The sequence below is a fragment of the Citricoccus sp. genome (assembly GCF_035445025.1).
Lineage (GTDB): Bacteria > Actinomycetota > Actinomycetes > Actinomycetales > Micrococcaceae > Citricoccus.
The window spans coordinates 59,411-75,847 of sequence record NZ_DAOMPX010000011.1; the positions used below are offsets into that span (position 1 = coordinate 59,411).

Here is a 16,437-nt window from a genome sequence, read left to right on the forward strand (position 1 = left end):
TGGACCCGTCCGGACGGTGGAACGCCCCCCGGCGCGTGGATAGGGTGGCCTTCATGATCAATCCAGCGCGCCTGCACTCCGACCTGTCCCGCCTCGGCCGGGAGACCGCCATGTTCGAGGCCACCGCCGCCTCCCTGTCCGAGGAGGAGCTGCGTGCCCCGTCGCTGTGCGAGGGATGGACCAGGGCCCACGTGCTGGCCCACCTCGCCTCCAACGGCCGGGCACTCGTGCGGCTCATCGACTGGGCCACCACCGGTGAGGAGCAGCAGCTCTACCCCTCCCGTGAGGCGCGGGACCGGGAGATCGACGAGCTGGCCGCCCTGCCCCGCGAGGAGCTGCTCCGCCGCCTTCGCGAGTCGTCCGCGTTCTTCGCGGAGCAGTCCGAGCGGCTCAGTGGCGAACTGGCCGTCGAGTCCGTGGACCTGCACGGCAAGGAGATCCCGGTGACCTCGATCGTCGCGCTGCGCATCTCCGAGGTCGTCGTGCACCACCACGACCTGGACACGGCGTGGACCATCGAGGAGGCCGACCCGGACTCCCTGCTCAACGCCGTCGAGGCCGCGGTGCGGACCATGCGCGCGAAGGGCGCCCCCGGCATGACCCTGGTGACCGAGGAGCGCGACGAGTGGGTCGTGGGCGACGGTGCCCTGAGGGTCGAGTCCGACCGCGAGGGCCTGCTGGCCTGGCTGGCCCGTGGTGACGGTGAGAACGTCGAGGCCGACGGCCCGCTTCCGGCGCTGCCGTCCTGGTGACCCCGCCGTCCTGGTGATCCCGCCGCCGCGGTGATCCTGCGGCGGTGGTGAGCCCGTTGTCCTCCTCGTTCCGTCGCCGAGGCCTGCCCCCTAGTCCCGCCGTGCCTGCTCCGCGCCTGTTCCGGGCCTGAGGGGCGCCGCGCGCGCCCGTGACCTGCGCGCTTATCGTGTCCGGCGTCCTCCCTAGCCTGACGTGTGGTGTTCGAACATGCGTTCTAATACCATGGTGGGAGTACGGCCGGACCTTCCCCTCGGACCGCTACCTCCCACCGCCAGGCCGGGTCATCCCCGGTTCCGGTTCGCCGTTCCTTCCCAGACGGCCGGACCGGAGCCACCGTGGACCCCGGCACCGACGGCACTGAGAAGGCACGACGAGAAGGACGGGTATCAGGTCCCATGGGAATCTTCACGCAATCGGTCACGGTCGCCTGCACGACCGCGGGGGTGCCGCTGCACCTGGGGTGGAACGGCCGCGACTACGTACTGGCCGCCGAACCGGTGCGCTGGTACGAACGACGGCGCTGGTGGACCGAGGAACACCGGGCCGAGCGAGGCCGCGGCGCGGGGCTGGTGGACCACGAGGTCTGGCGGGTGCAGGTGCGCCTGGAACGGGCCCGCAACTCACCGCTGCTCACCCTGGACATCTCCCACCACCTGGACTCGGGCCGGTGGCGGCTGGTCCGCATCCATGACGGCGCCGCCGTGCGCCTGAGGGAGAGCGCCTGATGGGCGGTACCCCCGGGTTCCCCCATCTGCACGTAGCCAGCGCCTTCAGCGCCCATTACGGGGTGTCCTGGCCCGGTGAGCTGGCCGCGGCGGCCGCCGCGGACGGCGCCGATCTCCTGGCCTGCACCGACCGGGACGGCCTGTACGGCACCGCCAAGCACGTCGGGGCCTGCCGGGAACACGGCCTGGACCCGGTCATCGGCGTGGACCTGGCGGTGCACCGGGGATCCGACCACACCGGCACGGGGGTGCTGGACAGCGCCGGCCGGGTGGTCGTGCTGGCCCGTGGGGGGACCGGGGGCAGCGGCTACCGTGCCCTGGTCCGGCTGGTCTCGGCGGCCCACGCCCACACCACGGGCGGGTCCGCCGGGGGCACGCCGTACGTGACGATGGACGAGCTGGCCGGCTGGGCCGCCGGCCCCCACCACGGCGCCCCACCGGAACTGTTCGTGCTGCTGGGACCGGGATCCGACGTCGGGCAGCTGATGGCCGCGCGCAGGTACACCGCCGGCCGGGCGCTGCTGCGCCGCTGGAAGGCCGCCCTGCCGGCCGGGTCGCTGCGGGTGGAGGTGGTCTGCCACCTGTCCCCGCCCGGGGAGAAGCTCTCGGCCGCGCACGCCGTGAAGATGCTCCGCGCGGCCCGGGACGCCCGGGTCCCGGCGGTGCTGACCAACGCGGTACGGTACGCCACCCCGGACGGTGCCGCCACCGCCGACGTCCTCGATGCCGCCCGGGCACTGAGCTCCCTGGAGGCCCTGGCCGACCTCCAGCCCAACGGGCAGGGCTGGCTGAAGCCGGCCGGATCCATGCACCAGGTGGCCCGCGAGGTCTGCCGCGCCGCCGGGGCAGAGGGCGCCGGCGCGTTGCTGGAGGCCACCCATGCCCTGGCCGACGCCTGCCGGATGGACCCCGGACCGGACCTGGGCTGGGGGCGGCCCACGGTACCGGAGGCCTCGGTGATCGGGATCGACGGCGACCCGGTCACCGCCCTGCGCCAGCGCACCCTGACCGGGGCCCACGCCCGCTTCCCGCAGCTGTACAGCGGCAGCCGGTTCTCGTCGTCGCGGGCCGGCCGGGACCTGGAGGACCGGCTGGAACACGAACTGGGGATCATCACCCGGCTCGGCTTCGCCAGTTACTTCCTCACCGTGGCCGAGGTGGTCCGGATGATCGAGGACCTGGGGGTCCGGGTCTCGGCCCGGGGCTCCGGGGCGTCCTCGCTGGTCAACCACTTGTTACGGATCTCGAACGTGGACCCGATGCGGCACGAGCTGATCTTCGAGCGCTTCCTGTCCCATGACCGCTCCACCCTGCCGGACATCGACGTGGACGTGGAGTCTGCCCGCCGGCACGACGTCTACGCGGCGATCTTCACCCGGTTCGGGAACGAGCGCACCACGCTGATGAGCATGCAGAACGGCTACCGGGCCCGCGGGGCGGTCCGGGACGCCGGCATGGCGCTCGGGATGGACGCCGAACAGGTGGACACGATCGCCAAGCAACTGTGGCGGTTCTCCGCCTCGAGCTTCCGCGAGGCGATGGGCCGGATGCCCGAGCTGCGCGGGTTCGCCGAGCAGGTCGAGTCCGGGCGGGCCGCGGGACAGCAGCAACTGGACCTGCTGGTGGACCTCACCGAGCGGTTGGACCGGTTGCCGCGGCACATCGCCATGCACCCGTGCGGGGTGATCCTGGGGGACCGGACACTGCTGGACCGGACCCCGGTGCAGCCCTCGGGCATCGAGCTGCCCATGAGCCAGTTCGACAAGCACGACATGGACCCCATGGGCATGCTCAAGCTGGATGTGCTCGGGGTGCGCATGCAGTCCACGATCGCCTACACGCTGGAGGAGATCGAGCGGACCACGGGGGAGCGGGTCGACCTGGAACGGGTGCCGCTGGACGACGAGGCCACGTTCGGGATGATCCGCACCACCCACACCCTGGGGATCTTCCAGATCGAGTCACCGGGCCAGCGGGAGCTGATCGGGAAGCTGGCCCCGGTCGAGTTCAACGACCTGATCATCGACATCTCCCTGTTCCGCCCCGGTCCCATGCAGTCGGACATGGTGCGCCCGTTCCTCGAGCAGCGCCACGGCTTCGCGGCGGCGAGGTACCCGCACCCGGACCTGGAACCGGTGCTATCCGAGACCCACGGGGTGACCGTCTTCCACGAGCAGGTGCTGCGGACCCTGGACACCATGACCGGCTGCGGACTGGCGAAGGCCGACGAGTTCCGCCGACAGATCGGTGGACCGCAGGAGGAGGTCGTGGAGGCCTACTTCCGGGCCGCGGCGCTGGAGAAGGGCTATCCCCTGGACGTCATCGACGAGGTCTGGGGCACCCTGCACGCCTTCGGCTCCTTCGGGTTCTGCAAGGCCCACGGGGCGGCCTTCGCCGTGCCCACCTACCACTCGGCCTGGCTCAAGACCCACCACCCCGAGGCGTTCCTGGCCGGGATCTTCGAGCACGACCCGGGCATGTACCCGCGCCGGCTGATGATCGCCGAGGCCCGCCGCATGGGCATCCCCGTGCTCCCGGTGGACATCAACGCCTCCACGGAGAGGTTCCGGATGGAGTGGGTGCCGGCCCACCCGGAACTGCCCGGTGGTCCTGCACGTCCCGGGCATTCCCGGCATCCCGACGGCAGCCGGTGGGGCATCCGCCTGGCGCTCACCTCAATGTCCGGGCTGAGCGAGCGCGAGGTCCGGCGGATCGTGGCCGGACAGCCGTACGCCTCGCTGGCCGACGTGCGCGACCGCGCCCGGCCCACCCGGCGCAACCTCGAGCGACTGGCCCAGCTGGGGGCGCTGGACTGCCTGCTGCCCCCCGGCGGGGCCTCGCGCACCGACCTGGTACACCACCTGGAGCTGCAGCACGCCGGGGGATCGGCGGGCATGCTCGGCGAGGCCCCCACCGGGCGGAAGCGGACGGCGGGACCCCGCCAGGTGGACGGGCAATTGTCCCTGGACCTGCCGGACACCGAGACGGAGGCGATCGTGCCGATGTTCCCCGCCCCGAGCCGCGACCAGATGGTGCGCACCGAACTCGACCTGACCGCCATGGACACCACCGCGCACCTGATGGACTCGCACCGGCCCTACCTGGACGCCCTCGGGGTCACGGCGGCGGAGGACCTGCTGAGCCTGCGCTCGCAGTCCCGCGTGCTGGTGGCCGGGGTGCGCGTGGCCACCCAGACCCCGCCGATGCGCAGCGGCAAGCGCGTGGTCTTCATCTCCGTGGACGACGGGACCGGCTGCGTGGACGCCTCGTTCTTCACGGAGGCCCAGCACGAGACCGGGGAGATGCTGTTCTCGGCCCGGTTGCTGCTGATCGAGGGCACCACCCGGCGGACCGGGCCCAAGGCGATCAGCCTGCAGGCCATCCGCGCCTGGGACCTGCACCGGCCCGAGGCGCTGCCGGACCCGGACTACCTGGACAGCACGCGCGAGCAATGGCGGGCCTGGCTGCGCCGGGACCGGTCCGCCGCCCGGTCCGGTGGCGCCCGGGAACCGGTCCCCTGGGGTCCCGGGGCCCGGCGCCGGCTCGTCGCGGCCGGTGCCGGGTCCGCTCCGGACGCCGGTGCGCCCCGGGACATCCCCCACCACGACACCGGCGACTGGCCGGTCAGGGTGCGCGGCGCCGTCGGGCTCCCGCCGGAGAGCTCGGCGACCGGCGGTGACCGCCGGGGGAGGGGCATCCAGGGCGCCGGGGTGCGCGAGCTGGACATCCACCGGCCCGTGCCGGTCCCGCACCCGGAGACCTGGGAGCTGCTGCCGACGCCGGAGGAGTGAACCGTCCTCCGTCAGCGCCAGAAGAAGTAGTGTTCCACGCCGCTGGGGCTCGGGACGCTCTCGTGGTGGAACCGGTCCTCCAGCTCCACGGGGCTGGACCACAGGCGCAGTCCGTCGCCGAACTCGACGGGCGCGACGGCGACGTGCAGGTCGTCGATGAGGCCCGCCTCCAGGAACTGCAGGACGGTGGTGACGCCACCCCCGATCCGGACGTCCTGGCCCCCGGCCGCCTGCAGGGCGACCTTCACTGCCTCTTCAGGGCTCGCATCGAGGAAGTGGAACGTCGTGTCGCTGAGCGAGAACGACGACCGGGGATGGTGGGTCAGGACGAAGACCGGGGTGCGGAACGGCGGATCATCACCCCACCAGCCCCGCCACTCCTCGTCCGGCCAGGGGCCCCGGATCGGGCCGAACTTGTTGCGCCCCATGATCTCCGCGCCGATGTTGTGCGTGAAGTCGCGCACGATGTGGTCGTCCAGGCCGCGGCTGCCGCCCGGATCCGTGCGGTTGGGCCAGCTGTCGGTGGCCCCGGCCCAGCTCATGAGCGGAGCCGGGTCAAGGTCACCGAAAGGGCGCTCCAGGGTCTGGTTGAACCCGGCCGCGATGCCCTCGCGGGAGACCGCGAAGTTCTGCACGCGGACGCGGGGCGGCCGTGGATGGCGTGTGCTGGACATGACGGTGTCCTCCGGAATCGGGGTGGGAAGGGGAGGTGGGGCTCGGTACCGCGGTCTACCGGGCGGTTGCGCCAGTGGCCACCCAGCGTAGGGAAGGCGCTACCGTGCGGCTAGGCGCCGGGTGCGGTGCCTCAGGAGCAGGCCGTCCGTACTCCACACCCGACGCGTCAGCCCCGCTCATCCACACATGACCGACAGGCTCTTACCGCGTCCGCGATGCATAGTCGAATGTATGTACTAGAGGACGCCATACGGGCCGGAGCCAGGCTGCCGCCCGGACAAGGATCATCGGCTGGCCTCGGAGCAGCGACCGTGAAGGGGAGCAACGGCCGTGAAGGATCAGCGGTAACGATGAACGGGAAGGAGGAGACCATGGGCGGGCGGATCCCGGACGAATTGTCGGACTGGAGTCTTCCCGATCTCCTCGATGCAGCCCGGGCCTTGGTGGGCGAGCTGGCCGGCAGAATCGGCGACCCGATGCTCGTGGAGCGCTTACCGCACTTCCCCTCCAACGACCGACTGCATCCGGCCGATGAGTGGGGACTGCATGCGGATGTCGTGGAGGACATCAGCTTCGAGGACGCCATGGCGCAGACTCCGGTCGAGGTCCCGCCGCCCCGGGGAACGTTCCCCGAACTCCACACGTCCGTGGAAGAGCTGGGCCGGGTCGTCGATTCGGCGCGGACCGCGCTGGCCGGTCACACGGACAGGCTGTTCGACGAGCACGCGAGCCGGAAGGAGATCCTCGGCATTCCCGAAGGCAAGTCCGCCTATCGCGATGCCGTGGACTACCTGAGGGAGCACCTGCGCATCTCCCGTCGGCACGCCAGGTCCCGGATCGAGCGATCCCGGTACGTCCTGTCCACCCCGACCCTCGATCGCACTCAGGCAATGCCTCCCCGGTTGCCGATCCTGTCGCGAGCCGCCTCGGAAGCAGACCTGGACCCGGCCGCCGTGGACGTGATCGCATCCACCCTGGCTGGCGCCCGGGCGGAGTCGACGGACGCGAAGGTGGCCCCTGCGGACGTGGACCAGCTGCTCGTCGAGGGGGAACGGTCTCTGGTGAGCTCTGCCCGAGTCCTCGACCCGGACGCACTGGGCACGGTCTGCGCGCACTGGCGGATCCGTTTCGACGCGCTCGTGAACCCGGACGGGGCCGAGCCCACCGAGAGCCGGCGGCGGGCTGAGCAGGGGCTGTTCTACCGGGGCCGGCGGACGGGTTTGCATCGCTGGTCCTTAGTGGCCACCGATGGCCAGCACGAAGTCCTCAAGACCCTCGTCTCAGCCGCCTCGAACACCCGAGCGCAGAGTTCCGCGCCGTCCAACCCCGCCGGTGCCGCTTCCACCCCGACTGACTCCATACCAACCGCCGCTTCCACTCCCGCCGGCGACTCCATTCCAACGGCGGAGTCCGCGAGTCCGGCTCGGCAGGCCTGCACCACGGGACCCACGAACACCTCTCGTGCAGGCAAAAGTTCCAGTGCGAACAGCGGTGTCGATACGGTCGTCGACGTCGACATCGAGGCCGACCTGGAGGCAACGCTCGATGGTGACCGTGTAACCGGCGGCGTCCGTGATCCTGATGGCATGGACGGGGCCGACGTGTTCTCGGACCCCGGCATCCTGTGGGCGCAGCAGCTACGGGCGGCAAGGGAGCTCGAGGCCCAGGCAGAGACAGAGCGCGCCGCACGGTACGCCGCCGCGGCGGCCGGCGAGCCCGCGGGTTGGAACACTCCGGTCAGTGACCCCGATGACCTGGACGAACGGACCCGGAGCCAACAAGAACTGGACGGAATGATCAGCGCACTGACGGGTGCCCTCGCCCTCACCGCCGGAACCGACGCTCCCGACGGTGGTGGGGGAGCCCGGCCACAAGTACTCGTGACGATCGACTACCAGACGTTGTTGGACCACACCTTCCGGCCGCCGTCGGAGCTCCCGGCTCGACGATCATCGAGCGGGTCCGCTCCAGAGGCCTGCCCGGAGCCCTGCTGCGACTCCAGTCTGGAAGCGGAGCCCCGGAGTGGCATGAGTCCGGAAAGCGCCAATGCCTCGTTCAGGGACGATGGATCGGGAGAGCGTGGGAGCCGGTTCAGTTCGGCGGCCTACGTCGGCGAGATCAGCCCCACCACCATTCGCGCTTGGGCGTGTGACGCTGAACTGATCCCCGTCGTCCTGGGAGGTGAGGGTGAGGTCCTCGACCTGGGCCGGTCCCGGAGACTGTTCACCAGGAAGCTGCGCCGTGCGATCACGGCCCGGGACGGTGGCTGTACCGCGCCGGGCTGCACCATTCCGGCGCCGTGGTGCGAGGCCCACCACGTCGAGCACTGGGAACACGGCGGGCCAACCTCCGTGGACAACGGTGTGCTGTTGTGCTCGCACCATCATCACGCGGTGCACGCGGGAGCATGGACGATCTCGATGCGCCATGGCGTTCCCTGGTTAATTCCCGCCGCATACCGGGATCCTTCCCAGCGCCCCCGCCGCAACACCTACTGGCGCCCCGAGGCGGCTGCCGAGGATCTGCTCGGGATCCGAACCTGACGTCGAGGCCTGGCATGCTGGACGGCACTCCGCCACCAGGAGATCCATGATGCGTCTGGACTGGCCGAGGACAACTGTTGAGGGGACCACTCCCGGAGGGGGACTCCGAGGTGATTGCCCCGGGTGGCCCGGATGGGGATGAGGCGAGAACAGGGGATCAGGCGCTCGCGGACGATCAGGCGGGTGCCGCGGACTGGCCGCCCGACCTGCGGCCCTGCCCTAGAATGGCCCGTGGCTGGCGGTGGCCCCCGTATGCCACCAGCTGTGAAGCCCCAACCAAGGAGGAATGGCCCGTGTCCGAGGCGCTGCAGAGCGAGCAGATAACCATCACCGTCAACGCCGAACAGCGGGAGGTGGCCCTGGGATCCACCGGCACGGAGCTGTTCGCCGACGAGAAGACCACCGTCGTGATGCGGGTGAACGGTGAGCTGCAGGACCTGAGCCGCCAGATCCCGGCCGGGGCCGACGTCGTCGGCGTCGACATCTCCGAACAGGACGGCCTGAACGTCCTGCGCCACTCCGCCGCCCACGTGATGGCCCAGGCCGTGCAGCAGCTGCGTCCGGGCGCCAAGCTGGGCATCGGGCCGTACATCACGGACGGCTTCTACTTCGACTTCGACGTCGAGGACCCGTTCACCCCCGAGGACCTCAAGGCCATCGAGAAGCTGATGCAGAAGATCATCAACTCGAACCAGTCCTTCGCCCGCCGCGTCGTGAACGAGGACGAGGCCCGCGAGGCCATGGCCGCGGAACCCTACAAGCTGGAACTGCTCGGCAAGCAGGACCAAGCGGACGCCGTCGGCGAGGGGGCCAACATCGAGGTCGGCGCCGGCGAGATCACCATCTACGACAACGTGGACCGCAAGTCCGGCGAGACCGTGTGGTGCGACCTCTGCCGTGGCCCGCACCTGCCCAACACCAAGCTGATCTCCAATGCCTTCGCCCTGACCCGTTCTGCCGCGGCCTACTGGCTCGGCAACGAGAAGAACAAGCAGCTGCAGCGGATCTACGGCACCGCCTGGCCCACCAAGGACGACCTCAAGGCCTACCAGGAGCGCCTCGCGGAGGCCGAGCGGCGTGACCACCGCAAGCTGGGCGCCGAGATGGACCTGTTCTCGTTCCCGGACGAGCTCGGCTCCGGTCTGCCCGTCTTCCACCCCCGCGGCGGCATCATCCGCAAGGAGATGGAGGACTACTCCCGCCGCCGGCACACGGAGGCCGGTTACGAGTTCGTCTACACCCCGCACATCACCAAGCAGCACCTCTACGAGGTCTCCGGGCACCTGGACTGGTACGCGGACGGCATGTTCCCGCCCATGCACATCGACGAGCAGCGTGACCCGGTCACCGGCGAGATCAGCAAGCAGGGGCAGAACTACTACCTCAAGCCGATGAACTGCCCGATGCACAACCTGATCTTCGCCTCGCGCGGCCGGTCCTACCGTGAGCTGCCCCTGCGGATGTTCGAGTTCGGCGCGGTCTACCGGTACGAGAAGTCCGGAGTGGTGCACGGCCTGACCCGCGTGCGCGGCATGACCCAGGACGACGCCCACATCTACTGCACCCGGGAGCAGATGAAGGAGGAGCTGGCCACCACGCTCACCTTCGTGCTGGACCTGCTCAAGGACTACGGCCTGAACGACTTCTACCTGGAACTGTCCACCAAGGACCCGGAGAAGTTCGTCGGTGACGACGAGGCGTGGGAGGAGGCCACCCGCACCCTCGAGGAGGTCGCCACCGCCTCCGGGCTGGACCTCGTTCCGGATCCGGGTGGCGCCGCCTTCTACGGCCCGAAGATCTCGGTCCAGGCCAAGGACGCGATCGGGCGCACCTGGCAGATGTCCACGATCCAGCTCGACTTCAACCTGCCCGAGCGTTTCGACCTCGAGTACCAGGCCGCCGACGGCACCCGCCAGCGCCCGGTGATGATCCACCGCGCGCTGTTCGGCTCCATCGAGCGCTTCCTCGGCGTGCTCACCGAGCACTACGCCGGTGCCTTCCCGGCGTGGCTGGCCCCGGAGCAGGTCGTGGCCATCCCCGTGGCCGAGGCCTTCAACGACTACCTCGCGGAGGTCGTCGCCACGCTCAGGGCCCAGGGCATCCGCGCCCGCCTCGACGACGGCTCGGACCGGTTCCCGAAGAAGATCCGCACCGCCTCCAAGGAGAAGGTGCCCTTCGTGCTCATCGCCGGCGGCGAGGACGCGGAGGCCGGGGCCGTGTCCTTCCGCTTCCGGGACGGCAGCCAGGACAACGGCGTGCCCGTGGCCGAGGCCGTCGAGCGCATCGTGAGCGCCGTGAGGAACCGGGAGATCCAGTGACGTCCCAGCCGGGGCAGCAGGGAGAGCCGGTGCCGGAGCGGGAGGCCGGGCCCGACGGCGGCCCGCGCACCGACGACTTCCAGCTCGCCGGGACGCCGGACGGCTTCCAGCGACTGTGGAACCCCCACCGCCTGGCCTACGTCCGCGGGGGACAGGACCAGGTCCGCGACGAGTCGACGTGTCCGTTCTGCGCGGCGCCGACGCGGTCGGACGAGGAGTCCCTCATCGTCGCGCGCGGGACCACGGCCTACGTGTTGTGCAACCTGTACCCGTACAACGCCGGGCACCTGCTGATCTGTCCCTACCGCCACGTGCCGGACTACACCGACCTGACGGTGGAGGAGACGGCGGAGCTGGCCCGGCTGGCGCAGATCGCCATGACCGCCCTGCGGGAGACCTCGGGTGCCACCGGGTTCAACCTGGGCATGAACCAGGGCAAGGCCGGTGGCGCGGGCATCGCCGCGCACCTGCACCAGCACGTGGTGCCCCGGTGGGGCGGTGACGGGAATTTCCTGCCGATCATCGCCCAGACTAAGAACATCACCATCACCCTGGACACCGTGCGGACCGTCGTGGCCGAGGCCTGGGCGGAGGCCGAGGCCGCCTTCGACGCGCGGCAGGCGGCGACCGCCGGCGGGTCCGGTACCTGATGCTGAACCGCCACGCCAGGACGCTGTTCACGCGGATCCTCACGCCGCTGGCGAGGTTCCTGCTGGACCGCGGGGTCACGGCGGACGCCGTCACGATCGCCGGCACCCTGGGCGTGGTCCTCGGTGCCCTGGTGCTGTACCCGGCCGGGGAGCTGTTCTGGGGCACGGTCGTGATCACCCTGTTCATCTTCTCGGACGTCCTGGACGGCGTGATGGCCCGGCTGGCCGGAAGCCCGGGGGCCTGGGGGAGCTTCCTCGACTCGACGCTGGACCGCGTGCAGGACGCCGCGGTGTTCCTGGGCCTGATGCTCTGGTTCTTCGGACCGGGCGACCTCGCGCCGGCCGGCACCGCCGCGGCGGCGTGCCTGATCCTCGGCCAGCTGGTCTCCTACGTCCGGGCCAAGGCCGAGTCGCTGGGGTTCGACGCGAACACGGGGATCGCCGAACGCGCCGAGCGCCTCGTGGTCACCCTGGTCTTCGCGGGGCTGACGGGCCTCGACCTGGAGCCCTGGGTCCTGACCGGGGCTCTCGTCCTGCTCGCCGCGGCCTCGGCCGTCACGGTCGGGCAGCGGGTGGCCGCGGTCTACCGCCAGGCAGGGGGGCGTGGCGCCTCGGACCGTGCGGCACAATGGGGGCATGAATGAGGCCATCAAGGACACCAACGAACCTCTCACCGAGCGTCCCCTGAACCTCCCCGAGTACTTCCTGCTGCTGTGCCTCGATGACGAGAAGGGCCGGCTGCTGCTGGACGGCCCGACCGTCGGCCTCGGACTGGCCGGCGCCGCGCTGGCCGACCTGGCCCGCCGCGGCCGCCTGAAGGTCACCCAGACGACCGTGCAGAGCATCGACCGGCCGGAACAGGTCTTCACCGGCGACCCCAACCCTCCGGCCTGGGCGCACACCACGGACCTGGAGTGGCCCCTCGAGCAGGTCTGGGACATCATCCGGGCCTTCACCCGGCACCGTGATGCCGAGCAGTGGATCAACCGCTTCTCCCGCCAGTCCCTGCGGGACGCCGTGGCCGCCTCGCTGGTCAAGCGCGGGATCCTGGAGGAGGACGAGAGCATCGTGCTCTGGGTGTTCCACCGCACCCGCTACGTGGAGAAGGACCACCACTTCGAGAAGGAGCTCAAGAACACCCTCCGGTCCGTCCTGCGCGGGACACAGCCCGCCGACGACGTCACCTGGCCGCTGATCTCCCTGATGCGCAGCACGCGCCTGCTGCACCGGCTGTTCCCCGACTCGGACAAGGAACACATCCGGGCCGCCGCCCTCACGCCGGTGGGCAGCCCCGGCACCACGAATTCCGTGTCCGAGGTGCTCCAGGCCACCGAGAACGCGATCGCCGAGGCGCTCACGGCGACCACGGGCGGTGCCTCCGCCCTGGATTGACGGTCCTGCGCGCGGCCTCAGCGCGGCGCCGCGATCCTCGCCACCACCGCTGACGTCACCGCCACCAGGTCCCGTGGCACGAGCCTCACCTCCAGGCCCCGCTGCCCGGCGGAGACGTGCATCCGGGGCAGGTCGAGGGCGGAGGAGTCGACGACGGTCGGGACCGGGTTCCTCTGGCCCACCGGGGAGATGCCGCCCACCACGTAGCCGGTGCGGCGCTCCGCGAGGGCCGGATCGGCCAGGGCCACCTTCTTGACCCCCAGCGCGAGGGCGACGGCGCGCAGGTCCAGGGAACCGGAGACGGGAACGACGGCGGCCGCGAGCGAGCCGTCCGGGAGCTGGACCATCAGGGTCTTGAACACCTCCGCAGGCTCGAGCCCCAGCGCCGCGGCGGCCTCGGCTCCGTACCCTGACCGCGGCGACACCGCGGACTCGAAGCCCATCACCTCGTGGTCGACGCCGGCCCGCTCCAGGACGCGCAGGGCCGGCGTCGCCGCCGACCGGGACGGCCGTCCGCTCACCCCGCCGACTGGCCGGCGAGCTGGTCGGCGATGTTGCGCTTGATCCGGCCCAGCATGGCGGACATGCCGCGCAACCGCAGCGGGGTCAGGGCCTTCTGCAGGCCCAGCCGGGAGGAGAGGTCCTCCGGGATGGCCAGGACGGTCGCGGCGGTCAGGCCGTCGAGTCCCTGGGCGAGCACCGAGGCGAAGCCGCGCGAGGTCGGCGCCTCCGGTGGTGCGGAGATGAACAGGCGGACGATCGAGTCCGGCGACGCCGAGCCGGCACCGGGGGACTGCGCCTCCCGGTCCTGCGTGTCCTGGAGCTCGACGGCGAGGAAGAGGGGGGACTGGCACTCGATGACCTGTTCCATCTCGTCCTCGTGCCCGGCGTAGCGCTCCGGCAGCGCGGGGAGCTCATCGGAGAACTCGAGCAGCAGCTCCAGCTTCTCCGGGTCCGGCACCGACTGGAAGTCCTCGATGATCCCCCGGAGCGTCTCGGGGAGCGCCGTGGTGGTCATCGCGGCAGCTCGCCGCGGTCCTCGCCGACCGCGATGGGCAGGCGTACGGAGTTGCCCCACTCGGTCCACGAGCCGTCGTAGTTGCGGACCTTCTCGTAGCCGAGCAGGTGGCGCAGCACGAACCAGGTGTGCGAGGACCGCTCGCCGATGCGGCAGTACGCCACCACGTCGTCGGACTCGCCGAGGCCGGCGTCCTGCGCGTAGATCTGCTCCAGCTCCTCGCGGGACTTGAAGGTCCCGTCCTCGTTGGCGGCCCTCGCCCACGGCACGGAGGCCGCGGTGGGGATGTGCCCGCCGCGCAGGGTCCCCTCCTGCGGGTAGCCCTCCATGTGGGTGGTCTCACCGGTGTACTCCAGCGGGGAGCGGACGTCGATCAGGGGCTTGCCGAAGTGGCCCAGGACGTCCTCGCGCGAGGCCCGCTCGGTGGTGTCGTCGCGCTCGGTGACCGGGTACTCGGCCGGCGAGACCTGCGGGACGTCCCGGGTGGTCTCGCGGCCCTCGGCGATCCACTTGTCCCGGCCGCCGTTCATCAGGCGGGTGTCCGGGTGGCCGTAGAGGGTGAACACCCACAGGGCGTAGGCCGCCCACCAGTTGGACTTGTCCCCGTAGAAGACCACGGTGGTGTCCCGGGTGATCCCCTTGGACCCGACCACGCGGGCGAACTCCTCCGGGCCGATGAAGTCGCGCGTCACCGGGTCGTTGAGCTCGGTGTGCCAGTCGATCTTCAGGGCACCGGGGATGTGTCCCGTGCTGTAGAGCAGCGTGTCCTCGTTGGACTCCAGGACCACGACGTTCTCGTCCTGGAGGTGATCGGCGACCCACTGGGTGGACACGAGCTTGTCCGGGTGCGCGTATCCGCTGAACTCGTCAACGCCTGCGGTGTCTGCGGTGGTCGTCATCCTCGGCAGTGCCTTTCGCTTCGCGGGTCCCCGCGGGAAGGTGCTGCGGGGCGGTGACCGTCACGGGCCGTGTCCACCCTATCGGTGGGGGACGCCGGTCGCCGGTGGACGGCCATCGGTGTTCACATTACGCCACAATATCGCGTGGTAATTGGACAGGGTGCCGGCAGGTGCTCCGAGCCCGCGCGCGTGGCCCGGGGCAGCGGGCGCGCACCGGTAGAGTTGCCCTGTCCTCACCCCCCTCACGCCTCTCTACACCGCCAGGACGGAGCCGCTCGTGGCCGAGATCGTTCACCTCGCCGACCGCACCCCGCAGGTGTCCGCAGAGGACCTACTGGCCGGATTCCACCCGTCCTACCGCTTCGGCGAGGTCTCCTTCGACACCTACATCCCCGACCCGACGCACCCCTCGCAGGCCGAGGCCGTGCATCGGCTGCGGGACTTCGCGGCTTCCATCAACGGCCGGGGCGGTGGCGCCGAGTCCGGGGGCGGTGGGTTCCTGGGCCTGTTCAAGGGGCGGGACAAGCGCTCGGGGAACGGCCGCGGCGGGCGCGGGGGCAACGGCGCGTCGGCCACCGGCATCTACCTCGACGGCGGCTTCGGGGTCGGCAAGACCCACCTGCTGGCCTCGCTGTGGCACGCGGCCCCGGGGCGGAAGGCGTTCGGCACGTTCGTCGAGTACACCAACCTCGTGGGCGCCCTGTCCTTCCGCAAGACCGTGGACGTGCTCAAGGAGTACACCCTGGTCTGCATCGACGAGTTCGAGCTCGACGACCCGGGCGACACCGTCCTGATGTCCCGGCTGATGCGGGAACTCGCCGACGCGGGCGTGCGGCTCGTGGCGACCTCCAACACGCTGCCCGGGTCGCTGGGGGAGGGCCGCTTCGCCGCGCAGGACTTCAAGCGCGAGATCCAGGTGCTCGCCGAGCAGTTCGACGTGATCCGCATCGACGGCGAGGACTACCGCCACCGCGGGCTGGCCGCGGCGCCCGAGCCGCTGGCCGACGACGCGCTGATGGAGATCGTCGGGGAGCGGTTCCCCCAGGCCGGGGTCGTGTCCCAGGACGACTTCTCCGCCCTCACCGCGAACCTGTCCCGGGTGCACCCGAGCCGGTATCGCGCGCTGGTGGAGGACATCGACGTGATGGTGCTGCACGGGGTGGAGACCATCACGGAACAGGCGATGGCTCTGCGCTTCGTCGTGCTGGCAGACCGCCTCTACGACAAGGACGTGCCCGTCATCGCCTCCGGGGTGCCGTTCGACCGGTTGTTCACGGAGGAGATGATGAACGGCGGTTACCTGAAGAAGTACTTCCGCACGGTGTCCCGCATGACCGCACTGGTCCGTGAGGGGCAGATGGGCGAGACGGGCCTGTAACGCCCCCGGGCCCGGCCGGTCCGCCGGCTGGGCCCGCGGCGACCGCACCCGCCTCGCGGGACACCAAGGACAGCGGGGACAGTGGGGACAGCAGAAAGGCCCTCCCGGTCGGGAGGGCCTTTCTCGAGGGAGCGGATGACGAGATTCGAACTCGCGACCTCCACCTTGGCAAGGTGGCGCTCTAGCCAACTGAGCTACATCCGCGTGGCCGGTCTGCCCCGGGGGGCGTTCCGTCCGTGCGCGATACTGGGATCGAACCAGTGACCTCTTCCGTGTCAGGGAAGCGCGCTACCGC

General features: G+C 70.8%; 13 protein-coding genes and 1 tRNA gene. 9 read left to right on the forward strand and 5 right to left on the reverse strand.

What is annotated here, in order from left to right; translation table 11 throughout:
* Window positions 1-53: 53 nt before the first annotated feature.
* The 3 genes from PLJ28_RS05785 to PLJ28_RS05795 all read left to right on the forward strand — a co-directional run bounded on the left by PLJ28_RS05785 (window position 54) and on the right by PLJ28_RS05795 (window position 5,269).
* Entirely contained in the window at window positions 54-752 is a 699-nt protein-coding gene (locus tag PLJ28_RS05785) for a maleylpyruvate isomerase family mycothiol-dependent enzyme (protein WP_298043632.1), read from the forward strand.
* A gap of 396 nt (window positions 753-1,148) precedes the next feature.
* Window positions 1,149-1,478, forward strand: coding sequence for a DUF6504 family protein (locus PLJ28_RS05790; RefSeq protein ID WP_010142480.1), 330 nt, complete (start codon window positions 1,149-1,151; stop codon window positions 1,476-1,478).
* Window positions 1,478-5,269, forward strand: a complete 3,792-nt coding sequence (locus PLJ28_RS05795; RefSeq protein ID WP_183525604.1) for a DNA polymerase III subunit alpha — start codon at window positions 1,478-1,480, stop codon at window positions 5,267-5,269. Before PLJ28_RS05790 ends, PLJ28_RS05795 begins: the two co-directional genes overlap by 1 nt.
* Before the next feature lie 11 nt (window positions 5,270-5,280).
* Here PLJ28_RS05795 and PLJ28_RS05800 read toward each other — a convergent pair whose 3' ends face one another.
* Entirely contained in the window at window positions 5,281-5,943 is a 663-nt protein-coding gene (locus PLJ28_RS05800; protein ID WP_298043636.1) for a dihydrofolate reductase family protein, read from the reverse strand.
* Between the two features lie 351 nt (window positions 5,944-6,294).
* On the opposite strand from PLJ28_RS05800, the gene PLJ28_RS05805 reads away from it, so the two are divergent.
* From PLJ28_RS05805 to PLJ28_RS05825, 5 genes are all read left to right on the forward strand, one after another.
* Window positions 6,295-8,487: an HNH endonuclease signature motif containing protein gene (locus PLJ28_RS05805; RefSeq protein ID WP_324589965.1), complete on the forward strand. Its 2,193-nt coding sequence runs from the start codon at window positions 6,295-6,297 to the stop codon at window positions 8,485-8,487.
* 305 nt (window positions 8,488-8,792) lie between these two features.
* Entirely contained in the window at window positions 8,793-10,805 is a 2,013-nt protein-coding gene (gene thrS, locus PLJ28_RS05810; protein ID WP_502877078.1) for a threonine--tRNA ligase, read from the forward strand.
* A gap of 29 nt (window positions 10,806-10,834) precedes the next feature.
* Window positions 10,835-11,455 (forward strand): HIT family protein, encoded by a 621-nt coding sequence (locus PLJ28_RS05815; protein WP_183528332.1) that lies wholly within the window; start codon window positions 10,835-10,837, stop codon window positions 11,453-11,455.
* Window positions 11,455-12,099: a phosphatidylinositol phosphate synthase gene (gene pgsA / locus PLJ28_RS05820; RefSeq protein ID WP_298043642.1), complete on the forward strand. Its 645-nt coding sequence runs from the start codon at window positions 11,455-11,457 to the stop codon at window positions 12,097-12,099. The genes PLJ28_RS05815 and pgsA overlap by 1 nt, the downstream gene beginning before the upstream one ends.
* Entirely contained in the window at window positions 12,092-12,847 is a 756-nt protein-coding gene (locus PLJ28_RS05825) for a GOLPH3/VPS74 family protein (protein WP_183525615.1), read from the forward strand. The genes pgsA and PLJ28_RS05825 overlap by 8 nt, the downstream gene beginning before the upstream one ends.
* Before the next feature lie 17 nt (window positions 12,848-12,864).
* Here PLJ28_RS05825 and ybaK read toward each other — a convergent pair whose 3' ends face one another.
* From ybaK to PLJ28_RS05840, 3 genes are read right to left on the reverse strand one after another with little or no spacing between them, the layout of a single operon-like run.
* A complete protein-coding gene (ybaK, locus tag PLJ28_RS05830) occupies window positions 12,865-13,368 on the reverse strand; it encodes a Cys-tRNA(Pro) deacylase (protein WP_298043645.1) in 504 nt (167 codons plus the stop codon).
* A complete protein-coding gene (locus PLJ28_RS05835) occupies window positions 13,365-13,865 on the reverse strand; it encodes a SufE family protein (RefSeq protein ID WP_298043647.1) in 501 nt (166 codons plus the stop codon). The genes ybaK and PLJ28_RS05835 overlap by 4 nt, the downstream gene beginning before the upstream one ends.
* Window positions 13,862-14,764 carry a sulfurtransferase gene (locus tag PLJ28_RS05840; protein WP_183525625.1) on the reverse strand — a complete coding sequence of 301 codons (903 nt, stop codon included), beginning with the start codon at window positions 14,762-14,764 and terminating at the stop codon, window positions 13,862-13,864. Before PLJ28_RS05840 ends, PLJ28_RS05835 begins: the two co-directional genes overlap by 4 nt.
* Window positions 14,765-15,041: 277 nt before the next feature.
* On the opposite strand from PLJ28_RS05840, the gene zapE reads away from it, so the two are divergent.
* Window positions 15,042-16,142, forward strand: coding sequence for a cell division protein ZapE (gene zapE / locus PLJ28_RS05845; protein ID WP_183525628.1), 1,101 nt, complete (start codon window positions 15,042-15,044; stop codon window positions 16,140-16,142).
* A gap of 130 nt (window positions 16,143-16,272) precedes the next feature.
* Here zapE and PLJ28_RS05850 read toward each other — a convergent pair.
* Window positions 16,273-16,346 (reverse strand) — tRNA-Gly (locus PLJ28_RS05850).
* Window positions 16,347-16,437 lie beyond the last annotated feature (91 nt).